The 21374-nt window shown below is 70.2% G+C and carries 23 protein-coding genes; 16 read left to right on the top strand and 7 right to left on the bottom strand.

The window, feature by feature from the left end; all coding sequences use genetic code 11:
• The first annotated feature begins 193 nt into the window (after window positions 1-193).
• The 3 genes from AB0F70_RS16475 to AB0F70_RS16465 all read left to right on the top strand — a co-directional run bounded on the left by AB0F70_RS16475 (window position 194) and on the right by AB0F70_RS16465 (window position 3741).
• Complete coding sequence (locus AB0F70_RS16475; protein ID WP_357450067.1) at window positions 194-907, top strand: hypothetical protein; 714 nt, start codon at window positions 194-196, stop codon at window positions 905-907.
• 70 nt (window positions 908-977) lie between these two features.
• A complete protein-coding gene (locus AB0F70_RS16470) occupies window positions 978-1811 on the top strand; it encodes a hypothetical protein (RefSeq protein ID WP_357450064.1) in 834 nt (277 codons plus the stop codon).
• Between the two features lie 241 nt (window positions 1812-2052).
• Window positions 2053-3741, top strand: a complete 1689-nt coding sequence (locus AB0F70_RS16465) for a hypothetical protein (protein ID WP_357450061.1) — start codon at window positions 2053-2055, stop codon at window positions 3739-3741.
• Between the two features lie 48 nt (window positions 3742-3789).
• Here AB0F70_RS16465 and AB0F70_RS16460 read toward each other — a convergent pair whose 3' ends face one another.
• Complete coding sequence (locus AB0F70_RS16460) at window positions 3790-3927, bottom strand: hypothetical protein (RefSeq protein WP_357450058.1); 138 nt, start codon at window positions 3925-3927, stop codon at window positions 3790-3792.
• Window positions 3928-3960: 33 nt separating this feature from the next.
• Between AB0F70_RS16460 and AB0F70_RS16455 the strand changes: the two genes are divergently transcribed.
• Both AB0F70_RS16455 and AB0F70_RS16450 read left to right on the top strand, forming a co-directional pair.
• Window positions 3961-4512, top strand: coding sequence for a phosphotransferase (locus AB0F70_RS16455; RefSeq protein WP_357450056.1), 552 nt, complete (start codon window positions 3961-3963; stop codon window positions 4510-4512).
• A 261-nt stretch (window positions 4513-4773) separates the two neighbouring features.
• Window positions 4774-5964: a toll/interleukin-1 receptor domain-containing protein gene (locus AB0F70_RS16450; RefSeq protein ID WP_357450053.1), complete on the top strand. Its 1191-nt coding sequence runs from the start codon at window positions 4774-4776 to the stop codon at window positions 5962-5964.
• 48 nt (window positions 5965-6012) lie between these two features.
• Here AB0F70_RS16450 and AB0F70_RS16445 read toward each other — a convergent pair whose 3' ends face one another.
• Window positions 6013-7116: an EamA family transporter gene (locus AB0F70_RS16445; protein ID WP_357450050.1), complete on the bottom strand. Its 1104-nt coding sequence runs from the start codon at window positions 7114-7116 to the stop codon at window positions 6013-6015.
• A 120-nt stretch (window positions 7117-7236) separates the two neighbouring features.
• Between AB0F70_RS16445 and AB0F70_RS16440 the strand changes: the two genes are divergently transcribed.
• Together AB0F70_RS16440 and AB0F70_RS16435 are read left to right on the top strand one after the other, a co-directional pair.
• Complete coding sequence (locus tag AB0F70_RS16440; protein WP_357450047.1) at window positions 7237-7986, top strand: sugar phosphate isomerase/epimerase; 750 nt, start codon at window positions 7237-7239, stop codon at window positions 7984-7986.
• Window positions 7983-9092, top strand: coding sequence for a Gfo/Idh/MocA family oxidoreductase (locus AB0F70_RS16435; RefSeq protein WP_357450044.1), 1110 nt, complete (start codon window positions 7983-7985; stop codon window positions 9090-9092). Before AB0F70_RS16440 ends, AB0F70_RS16435 begins: the two co-directional genes overlap by 4 nt.
• On the opposite strand, the gene AB0F70_RS16430 is transcribed toward AB0F70_RS16435, so the two are convergent.
• Window positions 9081-9710 carry a TetR/AcrR family transcriptional regulator gene (locus tag AB0F70_RS16430; RefSeq protein ID WP_357450040.1) on the bottom strand — a complete coding sequence of 210 codons (630 nt, stop codon included), beginning with the start codon at window positions 9708-9710 and terminating at the stop codon, window positions 9081-9083. The genes AB0F70_RS16435 and AB0F70_RS16430 overlap by 12 nt on opposite strands.
• Between AB0F70_RS16430 and AB0F70_RS16425 the strand changes: the two genes are divergently transcribed.
• Together AB0F70_RS16425 and AB0F70_RS16420 are read left to right on the top strand one after the other, a co-directional pair.
• Complete coding sequence (locus AB0F70_RS16425; RefSeq protein ID WP_357450037.1) at window positions 9684-10433, top strand: NAD(P)-binding domain-containing protein; 750 nt, start codon at window positions 9684-9686, stop codon at window positions 10431-10433. The two genes, AB0F70_RS16430 and AB0F70_RS16425, sit on opposite strands and share 27 nt — an antisense overlap.
• 88 nt (window positions 10434-10521) lie before the next feature.
• Window positions 10522-11283, top strand: a complete 762-nt coding sequence (locus AB0F70_RS16420) for a class I SAM-dependent methyltransferase (protein ID WP_357450034.1) — start codon at window positions 10522-10524, stop codon at window positions 11281-11283.
• Between the two features lie 13 nt (window positions 11284-11296).
• On the opposite strand, the gene AB0F70_RS16415 is transcribed toward AB0F70_RS16420, so the two are convergent.
• Window positions 11297-12268, bottom strand: a complete 972-nt coding sequence (locus AB0F70_RS16415) for an NAD(P)-dependent alcohol dehydrogenase (protein ID WP_357450031.1) — start codon at window positions 12266-12268, stop codon at window positions 11297-11299.
• Between the two features lie 187 nt (window positions 12269-12455).
• Between AB0F70_RS16415 and AB0F70_RS16410 the strand changes: the two genes are divergently transcribed.
• Together AB0F70_RS16410 and AB0F70_RS16405 are read left to right on the top strand one after the other, a co-directional pair.
• Complete coding sequence (locus AB0F70_RS16410; protein ID WP_357450028.1) at window positions 12456-13505, top strand: CobW family GTP-binding protein; 1050 nt, start codon at window positions 12456-12458, stop codon at window positions 13503-13505.
• Window positions 13506-13525: 20 nt separating this feature from the next.
• Window positions 13526-14734 carry an MFS transporter gene (locus AB0F70_RS16405; protein WP_357450025.1) on the top strand — a complete coding sequence of 403 codons (1209 nt, stop codon included), beginning with the start codon at window positions 13526-13528 and terminating at the stop codon, window positions 14732-14734.
• Here AB0F70_RS16405 and AB0F70_RS16400 read toward each other — a convergent pair.
• Together AB0F70_RS16400 and AB0F70_RS16395 are read right to left on the bottom strand one after the other, a co-directional pair.
• Window positions 14701-14907 (bottom strand): hypothetical protein, encoded by a 207-nt coding sequence (locus AB0F70_RS16400; RefSeq protein WP_357450022.1) that lies wholly within the window; start codon window positions 14905-14907, stop codon window positions 14701-14703. The two genes, AB0F70_RS16405 and AB0F70_RS16400, sit on opposite strands and share 34 nt — an antisense overlap.
• Before the next feature lie 38 nt (window positions 14908-14945).
• Window positions 14946-15389, bottom strand: coding sequence for a VOC family protein (locus AB0F70_RS16395; protein WP_357450019.1), 444 nt, complete (start codon window positions 15387-15389; stop codon window positions 14946-14948).
• 130 nt (window positions 15390-15519) lie between these two features.
• Here AB0F70_RS16395 and AB0F70_RS16390 point away from each other — a divergent pair, with 130 nt between their 5' ends.
• The 4 genes from AB0F70_RS16390 (at window position 15520) to AB0F70_RS16375 (ending at window position 18953) form a co-directional block, all read left to right on the top strand.
• Window positions 15520-16104, top strand: a complete 585-nt coding sequence (locus tag AB0F70_RS16390) for an ABATE domain-containing protein (protein WP_357450015.1) — start codon at window positions 15520-15522, stop codon at window positions 16102-16104.
• An 85-nt stretch (window positions 16105-16189) separates the two neighbouring features.
• Window positions 16190-16774: an AAA family ATPase gene (locus tag AB0F70_RS16385; RefSeq protein WP_357450012.1), complete on the top strand. Its 585-nt coding sequence runs from the start codon at window positions 16190-16192 to the stop codon at window positions 16772-16774.
• Between the two features lie 201 nt (window positions 16775-16975).
• Window positions 16976-18454 carry a DUF222 domain-containing protein gene (locus tag AB0F70_RS16380; protein WP_357450085.1) on the top strand — a complete coding sequence of 493 codons (1479 nt, stop codon included), beginning with the start codon at window positions 16976-16978 and terminating at the stop codon, window positions 18452-18454.
• Between the two features lie 67 nt (window positions 18455-18521).
• Window positions 18522-18953 carry a hypothetical protein gene (locus tag AB0F70_RS16375; RefSeq protein ID WP_357450009.1) on the top strand — a complete coding sequence of 144 codons (432 nt, stop codon included), beginning with the start codon at window positions 18522-18524 and terminating at the stop codon, window positions 18951-18953.
• Between the two features lie 16 nt (window positions 18954-18969).
• Here the strand turns inward: AB0F70_RS16375 and AB0F70_RS16370 are convergent, their stop codons facing one another.
• Window positions 18970-19932 carry a zinc-binding dehydrogenase gene (locus tag AB0F70_RS16370; RefSeq protein WP_357450006.1) on the bottom strand — a complete coding sequence of 321 codons (963 nt, stop codon included), beginning with the start codon at window positions 19930-19932 and terminating at the stop codon, window positions 18970-18972.
• A 435-nt stretch (window positions 19933-20367) separates the two neighbouring features.
• Between AB0F70_RS16370 and AB0F70_RS16365 the strand changes: the two genes are divergently transcribed.
• Entirely contained in the window at window positions 20368-21327 is a 960-nt protein-coding gene (locus tag AB0F70_RS16365) for a LamG domain-containing protein (RefSeq protein ID WP_357450002.1), read from the top strand.
• Window positions 21328-21374: the final 47 nt, after the last annotated feature.

Raw genomic sequence — 21374 nt, 5'->3', positions numbered from 1 at the left:
ACCACGACCCACTCTCGATCTGGACACCCCGGCCCAGCGCCTCAAGCAGCTCTTCGACCAAGCCGCCTAACTTGCACTGACCGATTGACAACGCCGGTCGAATCTGGCAGCAAGTGCATGGTCATCGGACGGCGACGGCGGCGGCCTGGCCGCCCTCGACCGCGACGACCTCGCGGTCGAGACGCTGCACCTGATGATCACCGAAGGGCGGGCCGACCAGGCCGTGACGATCCTCGGCCGACGCCGGCTTCACCCCTGGGAGGGCGGCGAGGGCCAGGCACTCCTGGCCTGGGACCGCGCGCACACCCGCCTCGCGCTGGACGCGCTCGCCGACGCCCGGGCGCGCGACGCCGTCGAGCACGTGCGGGCGGCTCTCGCGCCACCGCGCAACCTCGGCGAGGCGCGTCATCCGCTGGCCAGCACCGCGTACCTGCACCTGCTGCTCGGGGATGCGCTGGCGGACGCCCGCGACCCCGACGGCGCCGCCGACGCGTGGCGCACCGCCGCGGCGCAGCGCGGCGACTTCGTCGACATGAGCACGCAGGAGCACGGTGAGCAGACGTTCTGGACGGTGCTCGCCCTGCGCCGCACCGGCCGGCACGATGTGGCGGACGAGCTGACGGCGTCGCTGCGCGCCTACCGCGACCGGTACGCCGTCGAGGTGCCCCGCGTGGACTATTTCGCCACCTCGCTGCCCGACCTCCTGCTGTTCGAGGAGGACCCGCTGCGGGTGCGCGACCGGCGCGTGCTGTTCCTGGACGCACAGCTCGCCCTCCTGGCCGACGACACCGCGGCGGGCGAGGCCCTGCTCCGGCGGCCGGAGCTCGCGGCGTCCCGACATGCGGCCGACCTGCGGCACGGCGTGGCCCGCCGGGGCGCGGAGCTGCTGCACCTCCCCCAGAGCTAATCACAGTCGGGATTGCGGTCAGGTGGTACTGGGAGGACTGTGCCGTCATGATCCTGGACCGGATGTGACCGTGGCGGGACCGGCCGGTGCCGGACGCCCCCTGACCGTACGGACCGACCTGGCGCTCGGCGGGCGCTGGACGTCGCTCGCCACGCCCGAGCGCGAGTGGCTCTGGCGCAACCCGCGGGTCCCCGACGCCGAGCGGGCCGCCGTCGCCCCGGGCGACGCGTTCGTCGACGCGGGCGGCGGTGAGGAGTGCTTCCCGACGCTCAATGGCCCGAGCGACCACGGGGAGGTGTGGTCCCGGCCGTGGGTGGCCGACGGCGACGAGCCGGGCGTCGATGTCGCCCCGGTCTCGGCCGGCGGTCTCGCCCTGCGCCGCCGGCTGACCGCGGACGACGGCGTCGTCCGGGCGAGGTACGCGATCGACGGTCCGCCCGGCGCCGCCGTCCTGCATGCGGTGCACATGCTGCTCGACGTCGGTCCGGGCGCGCGGCTGGAGGTGCCCGGGCGGCCGGACGTGCTGGTGGTCGAGTGGCCGTCCCGTGGGCAGACGGTGCCGAGCGTCTGGCCCGACGGTGATGGGGTGTCGTTCGACGTCCTGGGTCCCGACGACGGGACCGCCCGCTGCGCCGTCGTCGCGACCGACCGGGTCGACATCGTGGACGGCGCCGACCGGCTCTCGCTCACCTGGGGCGTCGATCCGGGCTTCTCGGCACCCGTGTCGTTCGTGGTGTGGCGCAACCTCGGCGGCTGGCCCAAGGACGCGCCGTACCGGTCGATCGGCGTCGAACCGCTGCTCGGCGGGGAGTCGAACCTGGACCGGGCCGCTCCAGACCGGCTCGCCCATCTGGACGCCGACGGGCGGCTGAGCTGGTGGCTGGAGGCCCGGGCTTCGCGGTGACGCCACGTCGTTCTGCCTGCCGGCGGAGCAACGCGCCCTCCTGGGATGTCAAACCGTTAGCGGCGCCCGAAGCGAGCGGAGGGCATCTGCTTGAGCCTGGTAGACCGGCTGGCTCGATGGCGCACGTACGGAACGGCGGCGTCTGCGCGACGAAGAACACTCTCGTCAAGGTCCCCGTCTTGTCGCGAGAGCGGCCTAACATGAGCACACAGAACCAGGTCTTGGAGGCCGGTTGAAAGCCATGGGCGTGGAGTACTCGAAGCTTGGTCCATTGAGAGAAGCCCTCGCAGAGGCGGCTCGGACCGACGAGTCGAATGCGGAACGAGCCGTCGAGCGATTCGTGGAGTTGCGGCCGGGTCATGCGGACACGCTCAGGGCGCGACAGCACCATCTGATCTCGGGACGACGCGGGACCGGGAAGTCCACGCTTTTGCACGTCGTGCGCGTGCACCTGCGTGAGTCTGGTGCGCCGGTCGCTGTGATCGACATGGAGAAGTTTAAGAATCGCCCGTTCCCGGACGTTCTCATTGAGATTCTCATCAAGCTGCTCGATGAACTGCGCCCACGCGTGCGCATCGGACGCTCACTCCATAGCGACCTCCGGCTCCGCCGGCAGTTCATGACAACGCGGCGAGAGCTCGACCGGATGCTCCACGACCCGCAGGCATGGAACAAGCAGCTGACTCGTTCGCGAAAGCGGGGCAAGTCGTCGGGCGCCAAGGCAGCAGGTGGTCTCCGTGCGAGCCAGCACGGTGTAGGAGCGGAGGTCGGAGCAGACGCCACGCGTACGGCAGCGAGGTTGGATTCGCTGACTGAAACCGCAGCTTTTGAAGAGGCAAAGATCGAGCGGCTGCAGCAGCTGGCCAGCCGATTGTCCGATGAGCTGACCAGGCTTGTCCGACAGTCGGCTGGCGACCGGGCTGCGGTCTTCATCGATGACTTCTACTACGTCAGGCTCACCGACCAGCCCGAGGTCCTCGACTACCTCAAGACCGTTGCAAAGGGAACTGGGATCTGGCTCAAGGTCGGCGGCGTTGGCGAGCGCATGCGACCGTTTAGAGATGGAGACCCGGCAATCGGGATGCAGCCCAACCAGGACATCTACCCCTTGCCGATTGACGTCACGCTCGATGACTTCGGGACAGCGCAGCGGTTTCTCGAGAAGATGCTGGATGGCGTGCTCAACCCACTTGGCTTGACTACAGCTCAGCTCTTTACCGAGACAGCCCGCACCCGGATGGTGCTTGCATGCGGCGGCGCAGTAGCCCGTGACTACATCACCTTGACCGGGAGTGCGCTCGATGCCGCGGTTGAGCGGTTGAACAAGAAGCAGGCACCGACCGGATCGACGTTGGTCAATATTCAGGCCGAGGACGTGAACTCCGCTGCCAGTCGGCGCATGAACAAGAAGGAAGACGAGGAGCTGAACCTCGACGCAGGTGATGATGCGTTCCGGCTACGTGAACGGTGGCGCGACATCTGCGACTTCGTGCGTGAACAAGGGGACACAGCTTTTGTCCTCATCCGCCAGAAGGATCTTGATGAAGGCTCGTGGGGTAGCGAGATTCGCCAACTTGAGAACCTGCGGTTGCTCCATCGCATACGGGAGACCGTCCCGAACACCCCCAACTGGCGCGGGGTGAAGTGCGTCGTCTACATGGTCGACCTTGGTCAACTCACAGTGAAGCGGCTGCAGAAAGGCATCCCCGCTTTCTGGGAGCGGACGAGTGACTTCGACCGTTTGCGACGGGCTGAGTGGGTGTATGGACCCGATTGGAGGGCCAAGCTTCAGGTCGCTCCAAAGCTGACGTCTAAGGAGACGGGTGTGTCTGCCCCTGAGTCAGGGGAGCCCGCCATCGCCATGCTCTTCGACGACCCGGCCGAACTTGATGAACCGCACAAGGATGCTAAGGGGGCGACTGGGACTTGAACCCAGGTTTTCGGGATTTCATGAGTATTTCGCTGCGATGGGCTATCGCTAATCACTGAACTCCCAGCTGGCCGCCGATCGGTTCGCGAAGAACACCGGCACCAGCGCCATCGCGAGCAGGAACGAGCGCGAGACCTGGACCGAGCCCTGCGGCACCTCGGTGACGTAGCTGGGCACGGGCAGCATGGATTCGCATCCCGTTCGCCCGACCTTCCGGCCGTGGTGGACACCATCTCTCGCCTGGCCGAGGAACTGACGCCGAACCCCGCACCCAACGTGTCCCCGATCAGCCGCAAGTACACGAGGCTGCCCGGATGGCAATGGATCACCGACAATCACCCGGACGCGCTCGACGCGTGGGAGAAGCAGCACCTCGACCTGCTGGTCCACCTCGACAGCGAGGCACCGAACGCCCTGGCCGGGGACAGCCTTGTCCACGCCGACATCCACGAGCTGAACATGCTCGTCGACAACGGCACGGTAAGCGTCATCGACTGTGCATGGTCCAGGACCGGCCCGCCCTGGGTCGATGCCGTGCTGCTCACCATCCGGCTGATCGCCGAAGGACACGACCCCGCCGACGCCGAACAGCTCGTGTCGAGCACCTGGGGGATGCAACACGCCAGCGCGAGGGCGGAGGCCCTCACGACATTCGCCGCGACGACCTACGGCCAGTGGAGGCGCTTCTCCATCGAGTTCCCCAGCCCGCACCGCGAGACCCCGACCCGCGGCGCGCAGCTCTGGACCCGGTACCGACTCCCCATGAGCTAACTATCGTCGGGAGACGCGCCCGACGGGGCTTGATGCCCAATTTGTGGCGGGGCCCCAGGCCAGCCTGTGCCCATTTCCAGCGAGCGGGTGAGATGCCGGGTGATCCTCGCGATTCTGGGTGAACAATCACAGACAGTTCCTGTTGCCGCTGGGATGCTGGTGATGTCAGGTTAAGACCCAACTGGCGGTTGGCTAGCGCCCTCGAACACCAAGTCAGATCGCGTTACCAGCGTGAAGCGTTGAGGCTGCCAGGCTATCGACGTGACGACAGATCTATGGGACGGGGATTTTGTGGCAACGGCGATCGATGACGAGGAACTCGTTGGCCCTGCGGGGTTCTGGAGTTACGCCCATAAGGACGACAAGCAAGTTAAGGGGCGGATTGTCCGTCTCGCTGACGAGATTCGAGACGCCTACTCGCTTCTCACAGGCGTCGATCTGAAGATCTTCGTCGACCGCGAAGATCTCGCGTGGGGGCATCAGTGGCGGTCTCGTATTGACGCGGCGGTGCAGGACACGACTTTCTTCATCCCCATTATCACTCCGCGCTATTTCTCGAGTCCAGAATGCAGGCGCGAGCTCTTGAAGTTCATCGGCCATGCGGCTTCCATCGAAGCTCTGGAACTCTTGCTCCCCATCCTGTTCGTCGATATTGATGACCTGACTGAGAACAGTGGTGACGAGGCAAAGTCGCATATTGCTCGAACTCAGTATGCCGACTGGCGCGAGCTGCGTCTATCGGACGAGAGTTCGGAGAACCACCAACGGGCAGTCGCTAAGCTGGCAGGGCGGCTTGTGGAGATCGGCCGTGAGTACGCGAGTCGGCCGACGGTCATACCCAACGCCCTGGACCTGCTGGAGGGAGCAGCGGGCGGTGATACGTCTGAGGAGCCTGGGTTGGCAGACCTGATGGCCCAGATGGAGGCTGAGTTGCCTCAGTGGCAGGAGGCAATGACAGCCCTGCCGCCGGCGATCAGAGAAGTTGGCGAGCTCGCCACGGCCGCAAGGGATGACCTCGATGTTGCGAACGCAAGCTCGAAGCCATTCGCACAACGTGTCCTGGTCTTCCGAAATCTTGCCGCCAACCTTCAAGAACCGGCGGATAGGATCGCCAAGACGGGTAAGGACTATGCCGCTCATCTGGTGGGAGTGGACGGCGGAATGCGGGCATTCATTGAGCAAGTTGCTCAAGAAGGATCTGCCGAAGATGAGAGTATCGCTAATCTGTTTTCATCGGTGATTGAAGCTGCCGAAGTTTCGCATACTTTGGTAGCCGGTTTAACGAATCTAAATTCGTCGATGAAGGGACCATCGAAGCAGAGCAAGGATTTGCGTCCGGTGTTGTCGCGGATTAGTCAGGGTCTTCAGGCGGTCCTTGACGGCCAGACCGTCTTCGACGAGTGGGAGCGTTTGATCAGGGAGGCGGGTTTCAAGGGAGACGGGCTGGCGTAAGTCATCGTTGGTCTCGCAGGACCGCGGTGGGTTGTGATGGTTAGAGCGTCACGCAGTGCGCAGACGTGGCTCCCTCTCAGCCCCGTCTCGCGCCGAGGCTTCTCTACTTAGTGAACCCGGGCGAACCACTGGTGCGGCTGGAGACAATCGCTGGGTTCCTGCTGGAGCAGCACCATTTGACGAAAGTAGAGGCTTGGAATCGGCGGGATTCCAGGCCTCTAGTGCCCGTGCAGTGTCGAGTCTCAGGGCTTGAACCTGTGACCGAGAGGTTATGAGTCTCTCGGGTGGCCGGCGCGTGTCTGGGCAGAGAGCTCGGGTCCGCCCGAAGGTGGTCGCCGACCGGTTCGCGAAGAACGCCAGCACCACCACCGCAGCGGCCAGCAGCAGCGACCACGAGACCTGCGCGGAGCCCTGAAGCACCTCGGTGACGTAGCTGATCACGGGCAGCGTCGACATGATCGCCATCGCGGAGACGGGGCTGGTGCGGGTGAGCCCGATCTGGAGCAGCCACAGCGGTGCGACCACGCCGAGCAGCGAGAGCACTACCAGGTGGGGCCAGTCGAGTGTTGGTGGCCCGTTCCCCGCCCAGTGCCAGGCCACGCCCACCGCGGCGAGCAGGTAGGTCAGGTGGTAGCGGCACGCGAGGATGGCGCTCGGGCTGTGCCCGAGCCCCGACAGGCGCACCGACTCCGTCGCTATCCCCGCCGCACCGACCCCGGCGACGGCGGCCAGCGCCGCGCCGACGCCGAGATCCGCGAGCGGTGTCCCGGACGCACTGCGGACCAGGCAGAAGGCGACCCCCGCGCCGAGCACCGCCAGCGGGAGCCAGACGTTCCCCTTGCGCCGGGTGAGCACCCAGGCAGCCAGCGGGCCCAGCGCGGTCTCGATGCCGGTGGTCACCGAGCCGGGAACGAAGGCCAGTGACACGTAGAAGCACAGGAACACGAGTGCCGTGAGCAGATTGATCGGCACGGTGTCCCGCAGCGGCACCGTCCGGGTGCCCGGCGTGATCACGAGGCGCGGGTTCGCGAGCCCAGCAGCCAGGAGGAACGCCACGAGGGTGTACCAAAGGTTCTCGCCGAGCGAGCCGGACTCCCCGAGAAGCGCTGCCACCGTGCCCTGCAGGACTGTCGCGGCGAGGACGTAGAGCATGACGGGCACCGTACAGGCCCCTGCCGGATCACTTGGTCGAGCGGCTTCCCAGACAAATCTTCCACTGTAAGAATTTCTGGGTACGATCGTCGTGCTGACCATGCCGAACGAAGGAGTTCCATGCGCACGACGAAGCCGACCACCTCAGTACAGCTCTACACGGTCCGAGACGCGGTCGCCGAGGACCTGGCCGGCGCCGTGGCGCGCCTCGCCGAGATCGGGCTCGAGCACGTGGAGCCCTACGCCTTCCACGAGCGCTCCGCGGAGTATGGCCGCGCCTTCGCGGCGGCGGGCCTCACCGCGCCGTCGGGCCACGCGCCGGTGCTCGGCTCGGACACCCCCGAGGCGATCTTCGACGCCGCGGCCACGCTGGGCATGGCCACCGTGATCGACCCGTTCGTCCCGGCGGAGTACTGGCAGACGGCGGAGCAGGTGGCCGAGCTCGCCGAGCGGGTCAACGGGCTCGCGGTGCTGGCCGCCGAACGCGGCCTCGAGTTCGGGTACCACAACCACGCCTGGGAGCTGAGCACCCGGATCGGGGGCAGGCGCGCCCTCGAGCTGTTCGTCGAGCACCTGGATCCGGCGGTGGTCCTCGAGGTCGACACCTACTGGGCGAGCGTCGGCGGGGCCGACACCCCGGCGCTGCTGGGCGCGCTCGGCGACCGGGTGCGCCTCATCCACGTCAAGGACGGCACGCTCGACGGCGACGTCCAGGCGCAGCAGCCCGCGGGCTTCGGTGCGGTGGACGTCCCGGCGATCCTGGCGGCTGCTCCTCGGGCGACCCGCGTGATCGAGTTCGACGCGTACGCGGGCGACGTGTTCGCGGGCATCGCGCAGTCGTTCGCCTGGCTCGCGGAGAACGACCGGTGACCGGGCCTGGGGCGGCCGGTGTCGGCATCATCGGCGCCGGCAACATCTCGACCCAGTACCTGGAGAACCTGACCCGGTTCCCAGACGTCGAGGTCCGGTTCGTGGCGGACCTCGACCAGGCGCGCGCCGCCGCACAGGCCCAGGCGTACGGGGTGCAAGCCTCGGGAACCGTGGACGAGCTGCTGGCCCGCGAGGACATCGACGTGGTCGTGAACCTCACCGTCCCGGCGGTGCACGCCGACGTCGGGCACCGCATCCTGGCGGCGGGCAAGCACGTGTGGAGCGAGAAGCCGCTGGCCCTCGACCACGACGCGGCGTCCGCCCTGCTCGCGGACGCCGAGACGCGCGGCCTGCGCGTCGCATGCGCCCCGGACACGGTGCTGGGCGCCGGCATCCAGACGGCGCTGCGGGCGATCGCGCGCGGTGACATCGGGGAGCCGCTGACCGCGACGACCATGTTCCACGTGCCGGGACCGGAGGCCTGGCACCCGAGTCCCGACTTCCTGTTCGCGGTCGGCGGAGGACCGCTGTTCGACATGGGCCCCTACTACGTGACGACCCTCGTGCACGTCTTCGGGTCCGCCACCCGCGTCCAGGCCGTGTCCTCCACCTCCCGCCCGACCCGCACCATCGGCAGCGGTCCCCGGGCCGGCGAGGTGTTCGACGTGCTGGTGCCGACGCACCACGCCGCGCTCATCGAGTTCGGTCCCGGTCGCTCGGCGCAGTCGACGTTCTCGTTCCAGCACGCCATGGAGCGGTCCGGGCTCGTGGAGATCAACGGCACCGAGGGCACCATCGTCCTGCCCGACCCGAACAGGTTCGACGGCGACTCGTCCCTGTGGCGCTACGGGTCGGACGAGCCGACGGCGCTCCCGGCGGTCGGTCCCGCACTCGGACGCGGCGCCGGGGTGGTCGACCTGGTGCGCTCGATCCGCGACGGCGGCACCGAACGCGCCTCGGGGGCAGTGGCCGCGCACGTGCTGGACATCCTGCTTGCGGTCCGCGACGCGGCGGAAGCCGGAAAGCCCGTGGAGATCGACTCCGCGGTCGGACCGGTGGCGCCGCTGCCGGAGGGCTGGGACCCCACGGTCGTGTCACCGGCGTAGGTCACCGGCGCCCGGCAGGAGCCGTTCCAGCAGCTCCAGCGAGCGGCGGACGTCGACGTCGTCGGGCGCCAGCAACCACTGCAGCTGCAGGCCGTCGGAGGCTGCGACGACCAGCGCGGCGGCGTCGTCCGGGTCGACGTCGGCGGCGATCGCACCCGACCGCTGACCGGCCCGGATCCGCTCGGCGAGATCCGTCCGGACCCGCAGGTAGCGCGCCTGGACGAACTCGCGTGTCGCCGGGTGCTGCTCACCCTGCAGGGCGTCGGTGGTCAGCGTCGCATAGAGCTCGACCAGCCCGGGGATGGAGCGGTTGCGCTCGGCGCTCCTCTCCATCATGGCGACCGCCGAGACCTCCTCGGGCGCCGACGGTTCGTGCGCCTGCGCCTCATGAACCTGGGACTCGTGCGCCCGGTAGACCTCGACGAGCAGCTCGTCGCGGTTGGCGAAGTAGTACCGCAGCGCGGCGTGCGAGACGCCGATGGCCTCGCCGATGGCGCGCAGGGAGGCGCCCACCCCGCGCTCGGCGAACAGCCCCATCGCGCTGAGCAGGATCTGCGCGCGCCGCTCGGGACCCTTCCGGTACGACCGCCCGTGGGATCCCGCATCGCCGTTCGACATGGACGCCATCGTACGAACGGATGTGACATACAGACCTCGCGCGGACGGAATGCTTCACGAATCCGTCGGGTTGCCCACCGTATGACTACTTTCGGCATCATCGGAGCGGGAAACATCGGCAGCCAGGTGGCGCGCGTCGCCATCGCGCAGGGTAACGAGGTGGTGATCGCCAACTCGCGCGGTCCCGAGACCCTCGCGGACCTGGTCGCGGAGCTGGGCCCGAAGGCCCGGGCGGCCACGGTGAAGGAAGCAGCGGAGGCGGCCGACGTCGCCGTCGTGTCGGTGCCGTTCAGGGCCTACCGCGACCTCCCGGTCGAGCCCCTGGCGGGCAAGATCGTGCTCGACACGAACAACTACTACTGGGAGCGCGACGGCCACGTCGAGGCGCTCGACCGCGGCGAGGCCACCGTCTCCGGCCTGCTGCAGGAGCACCTGCCCACCTCGAAGGTCGTCAAGGCGTTCAACCAGATCACCGCCGCGACCATCACCACCGACGGCACCCCGGCGGGGACCGAGAACCGCCGGGCCCTCGTGACGGCGAGCGACTTCCCGGAGGCCGTCGAGCTCGTCACCCGGTTCTACGACGAGGCCGGCTTCGACACCGTCAGCGCGGGACCGCTCAGCGAGTCCTGGCGCGCCGAGCGCGACCGGCCCGCCTACGTGTCCCGCCAGAACGCCGAGGAGCTGCGCGCCAACCTGGCCAAGGCGCCGCGCACCATCTGACCCAGACCCGGTCCAGAGCCGAACGGATCTCAGCGGTCCCGGCAGGCGCCAACCGGGTGCACCGGCCGCGTTCGGATAATCTCCGAGCATGCAGTCGACCAGCCCGGACGACCCCTGGTCCGCCGTCGCCGACGACTGGGGCCGGTACTGGGGCACGTTCGCGCGGCCCGCGTGGGAGCCGCTGCTGCGCACCGCCCGGATCGGGCGCGGCACGCGAGTGCTCGACGTCGGCTGCGGCAGCGGCGAGCTGCTGGAACACCTCCAGGACCGGGGCGCGGTGCCCAGCGGCGTCGACCCGGCGCCGCGGATGGCCGAGCTCGCCCGGGCGCGCGCGGTGGGCACCGACGTGCGGCTCGGCGACTTCGAGCAGCTCCCGTTCGACGACGGCGCCTTCGGCGCGGTGCTCGCCGTGAACGCGTTCCAGTTCGCCGAGGACCAGGACGCAGCGCTGGCCGAGGCCGCCCGCGTGCTCGCGCCCGGCGGCGTCGTCGGCCTGGCGGGGTGGGCCGAGCGCGCGCGGAACGACCTGGACGCGATCAACGTGGCGCTCGCGGCGGCCGACGACGACGAACCGCCCGAGGACGGCCCGCTGCGTGTCGAGGGCGGGCTCACCGGCGTGCTGGGCGGCGCGGGCTGGGACGTGCTCGACGGCGGCGTCGTGCCGGTCGCCTGGACCGCCCGTAATGAGGCGGACCTGGTGCGCGGGATCCTCTTCGGCGAGGAGAAGTCGACGATCGCGGACCTCGCGCCCGTCGTGCTCGACGCCGCCGCGCCGTTCCGCCTGCCGGACGGCGGCTACCGGCTCACGAACGCCTTCCGCTGGGCCGTGGCGCGGCGTCCCGGGCGTTGATCCGGCCGACCGCTCACGCCTCCCGCGCGCCGCCCGCGACGTCGACGACCACCTTGCCGAGGGCATGCCCCTGGCCGTGGAAGGCCAGCGCCTGGGGCACTTCGTCGAGCGGGAACGTGCGGTCGATGTGGATGTCGATCTGCCCGGCGAGGCACTGATCGGCCAGCGGTTCGAAGTGCTTGGGGCCCAGCCGCACGGCCATGACCCGGATCCGGCGGCCGGTCAGCAGGCCCGTAACGGTGCCGACCGTCAGGATCTCCAGCAGCGTCCGCACGGGCCCGCCGACGCACAGGTAGCGCCCGCCGGGCGCGAGCGCGCGACGGTAGGCGAACACGGACCGGTGGGCGACCAGGTCGAGCACCAGGTCGTAGGGCCCGGCCCGGGTGTAGTCCTCGCTGCGGTAGTCGATGACGCGGTCGGCGCCGAGGGACCGCATGTAGTCGAGCTTGCCGGCGTTGTCCACGCCGGTCACGTGCGCGCCGGCGTTCCGGGCGAGCTGAATCGCGAAGGAGCCTGAGCCGCCGCCCGCACCGTTGATCAGCACCCGTCGGCCCGGGCCTGCCGCCGCAGTGCCCTGGATCGCGATCGGCCCGGCCTGGGGAAGCGTCGATGCCTGGGCGAACGTCAGGGCCGCCGGCTTGTGTGCGAGGGCCGACTCGGCCGCCACCGCGTACTGGGCGAAGCCGCCCATGAGCGCGAGGTTGTCGCCGTAGACCGCGTCGCCCGGCCGGAACCGCGTGACGTCGGAGCCGACGGACTCGACCCAGCCGGCGATGTCCGAGCCCAGGACCCGCCGGCTCGGCCTGCGCAGCCCGCCGAACCGCGCATAGGCAGGCGTCCCGTGCAGCCCCTCCCAGTCGGACAGGTTGATCGACGTCGCCGCTACCTCGACCAGCACCTGGCCGGGCCCCGGGGCAGGCTTCGGTATCTCCTCGATCCGCAGCACGTCCGGTGGTCCGTACTCGTCGTAGACGACTGCCCGCATCCCGCACTCCGCTCCGGTGGACCCGACGTAGCGGGCCGATGTGGTGCCCGGTCTACACGCTCCGGCTGTGGGCGACAAGGGTTCAGTGGGGCGAACCCGTTTGTGAGAACGGTTATCGTCTTACTGGCGGCACGCGGGTGCTGCCGGACCGCCGTCGGACCGCCGACGGACTGGGGAGAGAGGCGCGATGAGCAGGACTGCGGTGTCCGGGCGCGTGCCCGTGGTGACGCTGACCGGCCACCTCGGCGCGGGCAAGACGACGCTGCTCAACCACCTGCTGCTGCAGCCAGGGGCACGGGTCGGCGTGGTGGTCAACGACTTCGGCGACGTCAACGTCGACGCGGGCCTGGTCACCGGCCAGATCGACGAGCCGGAGTCCATCGCGGGGGGCTGCCTGTGCTGCCTGGAGGACGCCGGCGGGCTCGACGCCGCGCTCGAGAAGCTCACCAACCCGCGGCTCGGGCTGGACGTCGTCATCGTGGAGGCCAGCGGCATCGCCGACCCCGTGACGCTGTCCCGCATGATCCGGTTCAGCGGCGTCGAGCGGGTGCGGCCCGGGGGAGTGGTCGACGTGGTCGACGCCCTGGAGCACTTCGGCACGGTCGACCGTGGCGGCGACGCGCCCGCGCGGTACTCGGTGACGTCGCTCGTCGTCGTGAACAAGACGGACCGCCTGTCGCCGGAGGACAGCGAGCGGACGCTCGCGCGCATCGAGGCCCGCGTGCACGAGCGCAACCCGGCAGCCCAGGTGGTGCGCACCTCGCACGGGCGCGTGGACCCCGCCCTGGTCTACGACGCCGCGTCCGCAGAGGACCCGCCCGACCAGCTCCCGCTCGCAGCGCTCCTGCGCGACGGCCGCGAGCACGACCACCAGCACGCGGACGCCGTCACGGTGACCGCGTCCGGGCCGGTCGGTCCAGGGCTGCTGGTCGACCTGCTCGAGGACCCGCCGCCCGGCGCGTACCGGATCAAGGGCCGAGTGGTCGTCGACACCGGCCGGAGCCTGCGCGGCTACGTCGTCAACGTCGTGGGCCGGTCGGTGCACGTGACCAGCCGCCGGGTCGGCGGTGGGGCGTCCGGCGCGGGCGACGGAGGCTTCGGCGAACTGGTCGCCATCGGAATGCACCTCGACGTCGGACATGTGCGGGACAGGCTCGAACGGGCCCTGACGCCGTCCGCCCGGTCGGACGCCAAGGGCTTCGCCCGCCTGCAGCGGTACCGGCGGCTCAGCGACTGAGCGCACCTAGGGTGGGGCTCATGAGCCACCAGCGCGCCGAGTCCGCCGTTCCGATCGGCAAGGTGCCGGGGATGCGGGCCCTCGTGTGGACGTCGGTGCTGGGGTTCGCCGGGTACGCGCTCCTCCTGCCGACGGCGCCCCTCTGGGCCACCCACGGTGGCGCCGACGAGGGCGGCGCGGGCCTCGTGAACGCCGTCCTGATGCTCGCGACCGTCGCCGTCCAGACGACGGTGCCGTGGGCGCTGCGCCGGTGGGGCTGGCGCACCACCCTGGTCGCAGGGGTGCTGCTGCTCGGGCTGCCCTCCTTCGCCCTGATGCTCACCGACCAGCTCGCGTGGATCCTCGCCGTGTCCGCCGTGCGCGGCGCGGGGTTCGCAGTCCTCACCGTGTGCGGCGCGAGCGCCGTCGCCGAGCTGGTCGACGCCGCCCGGCGCGGGCGCGCGATCGGCGTCTACGGGCTCGCGGTCGCCGCCCCGCAGCTGTTCCTCGTGCCGAGCGCCGCCTGGATCGCCGAGTCCGTCGACTTCCGGGTCGTGTTCGTGGTCGGCGCGCTCCCGGCGCTCGCGGTGCCGTTCGCGGCGGCGCTGGGCAGGTGGCTCGACGACGTCGCCCGCGACGGCCTTGATGCCGCCGACCAGCCGCGGCGCGGGCGCGGGCGGATGCTGCTGGACCTCGCGCTGCCCTCACTGGTCCTGCTCGCGGTCACGACGCCGGGCGGCGCGCTGCTCACCTTCGCGCCGCAGTTCCGGCACGGCGCGACGGTCGCGGTGCTCGGCCTGCTCGGGTTCACCGGCGCGGCGGCGCTCGCGCGCTGGCTGGTCGGCGGGCCGGCCGACCGGTTCGGGCCGCGCAGGTTCATCCCGCCGCTGCTTGCCCTCTGCGCGGGCGGCCTGGCCCTGTGCGCCTGGTCCCTGTCGGACGGCGGTCCGGGCGCCGCCGTCCTGGTGGCCGGCATGACCGTCGTCGGCATCGCCTACGGCAGCCTGCAGAACCTGACCCTGGTCACCGCCTTCGCCGCGGTGCCCGACCGGGACCGCAGCGTCGCCAGCGCCGTCTGGAACATCGGGTTCGACGCCGGCACCGGGCTGGGCTCGCTGGTGGTCGGGTTCATCGCCGCGGGGACCAGCTTCGCCGTCGGCCTGCTCACCACCGCCACGCTGTGCGTGGTGGTCGCGGCGGTCGCCCTGGTGGGCGCTCAGGTGTCGACGGGGACGATGCGGAGGCCCTGATCGGCGAGGGCGCGGGCCATGTGCTCGGCGTACCACTCGGGCCAGGCCTCGTCGTAGACGCCGCCCAGCTCCTCCTCCTCGTGGATGCCGTGCGCGGCGGCGGCCCGCTCGAGGAGGCCGAGCAGGATCTCGGTCGGCCGCTGGTCGAGCGGGGCGCTCTTCGGGTTCTTCATGGTGGTCTCCGTGCTTCGCTGGTTCCGGGGCTCCGGCGTCAGCGGCCGGGGAGGCGGTTGACGACCTGCTGGAGCACCCACTCGTTGCCGTCGGGGTCGGCGAACGAGGCGAAGGACGCGTAGCTGTCGTGCTCCGGGTGCGGGCCCGGGACGCGGTGCGCGGTGCCGGCCCAGTGGAAGACGCCGTCCTCGTCGTGCCAGATCTCGCTGATGTCGGCGCCGCGTTCCTTGAGCTCTGCACGGGCCGCGGCGAGGTCCGTGACGATCAGGTGCAGGCCCCGCACGGAGCCGGGGGCGGCGTCCGTCAGGTGCTCGCCGAAGATGATCGACGCCGGCGATCTAGGCGGCGTCAGCTGGACGACGCGCAGCCCGCGCTCGGTCGAGAAGTCGGCGTCGTGTCGCCAGCCGAGCCCCTCGTAGAAGGCCTTGGCGCGGTCCACGTCCGACACGGGCAGGACGACTACCTCGAGCTTGAGCTCCATGATGTTCCTTTCGACGGTGTAACCGGTCTGAACGGTTACTGCGATGGATCCGACTGTGGCACGCGCTTCGTAACCTGTCAATAGGGTTACAGGGGTTGTCTCCTGGGCGGTCACCGGTCAGACTGGTTACGTGAACCACGCCTTCCCCTGCGGGACGCCTGCCCTCGACTTCCTGGGCACGCTGCGCGCCCGCAGCAACCCGGTCCCGGCCGAGAAGCTCGGCGCGCCCGAGCTGCTCGACGACTGGTTCGTGGAGTCCGGGATGTTCGACGGCGCGCCTGGCGCTGGTGACACCGACCTGGCGGCGGCGGTGGAGCTTCGGGAGGCGATCTACTCGCTGGTCGAGGCGCGGATCGCCGGGCGCCCCCTCGACGTCGACGGCGGTGCCGCCGGCGTCCTGAACCGGCATGCCGCGCAGGCGCCCGTTGTGGTGCGGCTCGGCCCGGACGGCACGCGGCGCTCGGGTACCGCCGCGCAAGGGCTGGCGACGGTGGCCCGCGAGGCCGTCGAGATCCTGGGCGGCCCGGACGCCGCCCTGCTGCGCGAGTGCGGCCGGCCCGAGTGCACGCAGGTCTACCTCGACCGGTCCCGCGGTCACCGGCGCGAGTGGTGCGCCATGCGGACGTGCGGCAACCGGGTGAAGGTCTCGGCCTACCGCTCCCGCCACCGCACCGGGGACGCGCCGGGCGCGCCGGCCGCGGCCGGCCACGCGTGACCGCGGTGACCGGGCGGCTGCTCGCGGACGAATCCGGAAGCGCATCTTGAGCTAAAAGACTTGCCGGTGCTGGGAGGGTGACTGGGTGACTGGCGCGGAGACCCTGGCCGGTTGTCTGCTGATCACCGGGACACCCGGGGCGGGAAAGACGACCGTGTCGCAACTGGTGGCCGAACGGCTGCAGCGGGCGGCACGGGTCGACGGGGACGTGTTCGGGATCATGCTCGTCAGCGGCGGGGCGAACATGCTCGACGAGGAGGGGCGTTGGAATCCCGGGCCCGACGGGCAGCACCAGCTTCGGCTCCGGATGATCAACCTGTGCTCGGTGGCGGACAACTTCGCCGGGGCGGGGTTCACGCCCGTCGCCGATTCCGTCGTCGAGACGCGGGAGGAGCTGCGCTTCATCGCCGGGCGGTTGCGATCGCGGCCACTGATGCTCGTCGTGCTGTGCCCGCCTCTTGAGGTGGCGCGGCACCGGAACGCGACCCGCGCCGTCGAGGCCCGGGTGGACTACGACTTCGCTCCGCTGGCGCGGAACCAGCGGCGGGAGCTGGGCGACCTCGGGTGGTGGCTCGACTCCGGGGAGCAGACGGCGGAGGAGACCGCCGACCTGATCGTCGCGGAGGCCGCCCGGCGGGCTGTCGTGCCGGAGTCGGTGCTGGGGCTGTAGGCAGGGAACCGGTTCTGCTGCTGGCGTACGGGGCATGTTCATCGAGCGATGCGAACGCGTGTGCCATATGTTGATGGCATGACATTAACCGGAGGTGCATCAGAAGCGGGCGATCTGCCCCGCGGGCCGGTGCTGCCCTCTGGTGGCGGTGCGGTGCTGCGTGCGGCAGATGTTCGGGCGCTGCGGGAGCTGCTGGCCGGCATGATTTTGCCAGGCGGTACTGACACGGCGTCGTCCGTCTCGAAGGAGGCGCAAGCCGAGTGGGTGGACCTGCTCGGCGAGCTGGAGGCCGTGAAGAACACGGTGACGGCCACCCAGGGTCGGCTGGCGGTGGCGCTGGAGGAGGCCACGAAGGCGGACGAAGCAAGGCAGGGCATCCGTGCCGAGCGCCGGGGCCGTGGCGTGCCGAACCAGGTGGGTCCAGCGATGCGGCTCAGCCCGCACGCGGGAGGGGCGTTCCTGGGTACGGCCCGGGTGTGGGTCACCGATATGCCGCACACCTTCGACGCGTTGCGCACCGGCGTGCTCTCGCAGTGGCGCGCGACGCTCATGGTGCGCGAGACCGCGCACCTCTCGGCCGAGCACCGGGCGCAGATCGACGAGCAGATCTGCGGGCCCGCGAACCTGGCGGCACTTGCTCGGACGGGTACCCGGCGGCTGGTCGCGCAGATCAAGGAGCTGGCGGGAGAGCTCGACGTGCATGCCTGCGTGAAGCGGAACGCGAAGGCCGTGTCGGAGCGGCGTGTCTCCGTGCGCCCTGCGCCCGACCTGATGGTCTACCTGACGGCGTTGGTGCCGATGCAGCAGGGTGTGCAGGCGTACGCGCAGCTCAAGGCTCATGCTGACGCGGCGAAGGCGGCTGGCGACGAGCGGGGTGCCGGTCAGATCATGGCTGACACCCTGATCGAGCGGGTGACCGGTCGAGAGCCGGGCAAGGCCGATGAGGTGCCGGTCACGATCAACCTGCTGGTCTCCGACCAGACGCTGCTCGCGGGTGGCGAAGGGCCGGCAGTCGTCGTGGAGGGGGCTGCAGCGGGGGTGGGTGCGGTCCCGGCCCCAATCGCTCGCGAGCTGGCTGCGCACGGGATCGACGCTGACGCGGCCTGGCTCCGCGCGATCTATGTCGATCCCCGGGGCCGCCTGCTGGCCACCACTTCGGTGTCCCGGTTCCACCCGCCGGGCCTTTCCGCACTGCTTCGTGCCCGGGAACAGGGCATCTGCGCCACGTCGTGGTGCGACGCCCCGGTGCGGCACATCGACCACGTGACCCCGTTCGCCGAGGGCGGTCAGACCAGCCTGGGCAACGGCCAGGGCCTGTGTGCGCGCTGCAATCACGCGAAGCAGGCGCCGGGGTGGAGGCAGAAGGCCATCGAGACCGACGGCCGGGACGCGGTCGAGACGGTTGCGCCGACGGGGCACACCTATGTCGCTGTCGCGCCCAGGCCGCCGCGTCCCGTGAGGGCCCAGGCCGCGGACGGCGCACCCGGCTGGACCCCTGCTGTCGGCATGGGCCCACCCGGGCGTGTCCCGCGAAGCCGCTATTCAATCGGCTGCCATGCCGGTCCAGACCGAGGTGCCATCGCCTACCGGCCGCTCCTGAACACGGGCCCGGGCCGTCGGCCACCTCGGCGCGCCCGCCCCGCGGACCTTTCCTGGGCTCATCCCCGATCTGAGCGGTAGTTCGTCGCCGGGTGAGATGTCTGGCCAGGTCTTCTTGATGCCTTCCCGGATTACTACGCTCACGCGAATGAACCAGCCCTCGTCGCAGCAGCCGCCCGTATTCGCCCCCGATGCGACGCTGAGCTTCACAGTTCAGGGCAGCGTCATGACCTCGAATCTGGTCGCGCCCACGCTCACGATCGACGGTCACCTTGCCCCGCTGCCGATCGTGGGCAACCGCACGTTCGCCATCATGTCTGGCCGGCACCGACTCCAGGTGCACTCGCAGTGGATGCGCCGGTACGGGCATGCGGCCATCGACGTCGACATCGCTCCGGGCCAGACCCTCGAGGTGTTCTACGCGCCGCCCTATCACCAGTTCAGCGACGACGGCGCGATGGGCCTGAACCCTCAGGCGCGCAAGGGCCGTGGCTTCCTGGTGGGCACCTGGGCGTTCGTGGTCCTCCTCGTCTTCGTCATGCCCGCCCTGATGACCGCGATCGTCCTGGCTTCGGACTGACCCTGGCTCCGGAACGTCAGGGCACCAGCACGATCCGCCCGAACACCGTGCCCGCGTCCATCTGCCGGTGCGCCTCGGCCGCCTGGGCCAGGGGCAGCACATCGTGCACGACGGCGTGCAGTTCGCCCCGCACGGCGGCGGCGAACAACTCGTCCCTGGCGGCGTCCCGTGCCGGCGTCGGTACCGTGTCGAGGCTGAACGTCGCGACCGAACGAGACTGCTGGAACGTGCTCAGGAGCCGGGCGCCGAAGTCGGCCGACGGGAACCCGGCGACTGCTCCGACCAGGACCAGGCGCCCGTTCGGCGCGAGCCGGTCCAGGAACTCGGGAGTATCCGGTCCGCCGACGATGTCGATGACCACGTCGAACGACGCGGGGGCGTCCGGGTCCCCGCTGCCGGAGCGGTCGAGCACGTGCGTCGCGCCGAGCTCCTGGAGCCGGCCGCCCCGTTCAGCCGACGACGTCGTCACGGCCACCGCGCTCGCGCCGCCCCGCGCCGCGAGCTCCACGGCCGCGATGCCTATGCTCCCCGCCGCGCCGCGCACGAGGACGGACTCCCCGGGCACGAAGTGCGCGTGCGCGAGCCCGAAGTGCGCCACGGTCGCCGAGCTGCCGAAGGTCACCGCGTCGATCGAGGACAGCTCCTCGGGAAGCGCGACGACGTCGTCCGCCCGGACGACCGCATGCTCGACGTAACCGCCGGTGCCGCCCGTGAACGCCCATACCCGGCGGCCCACCCACGACTCGTCGACCTCCGCCCCGACGGCGGTCACCATGCCCGCGACCTCGCTGCCGGGGATCAGCCCTTCGGTGAAGCCGTAGCCGGTGATGGTGCCGCGCCGGATGACGGCGTCGACCCCGCCCACACCGATCGCCTGGGTCTCGATCACGAGCTGCCCTGGCCCGGGAACCGGGACGGGGACGTCTGTCACCGCCATGCCGCTCGGGTCACCGAATCGCTCGATAGTCACTGCTCGCATCGTTCGTCTCCGTTGCACTGTTCGTGGTCCCTGCGCCGGCGACGCTAACGGACGGGGGCGTCCATTTGGCCGAACTGAGAGAGGGCCGCCGTTCATTGCCCCACTTGAGCGCCGTGCCCAGCCAGCGAGGGTCCTCGGGCTGAGCGGGGGTGAAGTTGCGATCCGGGTGAATCTCCACCCAGGGGTCAAAATTCGCCCGCACAAAACATGATCAATTGCCCCGCTCGCGCACCACCGATGGGCGCCATGCCGGTTCGATCCATCGCACCTGGACGTTTGTCCATGTTGACCAGCGCATTGCCGTGGACAAGGCTCACAGGCAATCAGCTCGATGGCATGGCCCGCAGCGGTGCGGTCCCCGCCGTTCGCTGGCGAATGGTCGCGCGTCGGTCGGGAGGCCCTGTGATGAGTGTCCGAGCTGTAGCCAGAAGCGTCATGTCGAGTGGCGTACCGCGTGTCCCCGGAACGGCCTTGCGGCCGCGGCGGGTGGCCGGTGCGGCGCTCGTTCTGCTCCTGACGGGCTCCCTGGCGTGGACCGCGGCTGCGCCTGCCATGGCCGACACCGCGCAGACCTACGGCGGCGCCACCAGCTTCAGTCCTGAGGTGACGGTGGACTTCCCCGCGTCACCGGCGAACTGGCATATGGACCAGTTCGAACCGATCCCGGGATCCACTGACGTCTACACACCTGATGCGGCGGGGTCGGGACACGGCTTGCGGCTGTCGGAGGGTGTGGGGCGCGCACCAGGGCCGTTCGCGTTGAACCAGCGGCGCCCCGACGACCAGGCGCTGACGTTCGACGGGACCGCTGCGGGTGCGGCGTCCACGGCCGGGCCGCTGGTGAGGATGTTCGACGGCTCAGGGTTCAGCGCCTCGGCGTTCGTGCGGGCGGACGACGTCGCACCGGGCTCGCAGACCGTGGTCAGCCAGGACGGCGAGGTCGGTTCGGGGTTCCGGCTGGAACGGCTCTCGGCCGGGGACGGTTGCCCCGACGGGCTGCAGACCTGCTGGGGTTTCCGGATGTACGACGGCGACGGCGGCAGCTCGGTGCTGGCCACGTCCGACCGACCGGTGACCGCCGGCGAGTGGGTGCACCTCGCCGGCGTGTTCACGACTTCGACGAACGAGCTGAGCCTGTCGGTGTGTCCTGTACCCGTCGACCCTGATGGGCGCGATCCGGAGGGCACTGGTTTCCCGGTCGTCGACCCGGAGTCCGGGACCGTCGCGTACACGGGATCGCCCTGGGTGGCGACCGGCCCGGTGCAGGTCGGTCGCTCTCGGGTCGAAGGGTGGCCGTCCGATCACTGGAACGGTGCGATCGACGAGGTCCGTCTGTACACCGAGCCGCTGAGCAGTGGGCGGATCATGCGCATCTGTACCGGCAGCCCGAGGTAGCGGGCAGTACTCAGCCGGTCCCGGTCCCCACAATCTCTGACTAAAGT

This window comes from Promicromonospora sp. NPDC023805 (genome assembly GCF_040639635.1).
In the GTDB taxonomy this organism is placed as follows: domain Bacteria; phylum Actinomycetota; class Actinomycetes; order Actinomycetales; family Cellulomonadaceae; genus Promicromonospora.
The sequence above is the reverse complement of the archived record's forward strand: the minus strand, read 5'-3'. Positions and strand labels throughout refer to the sequence as shown.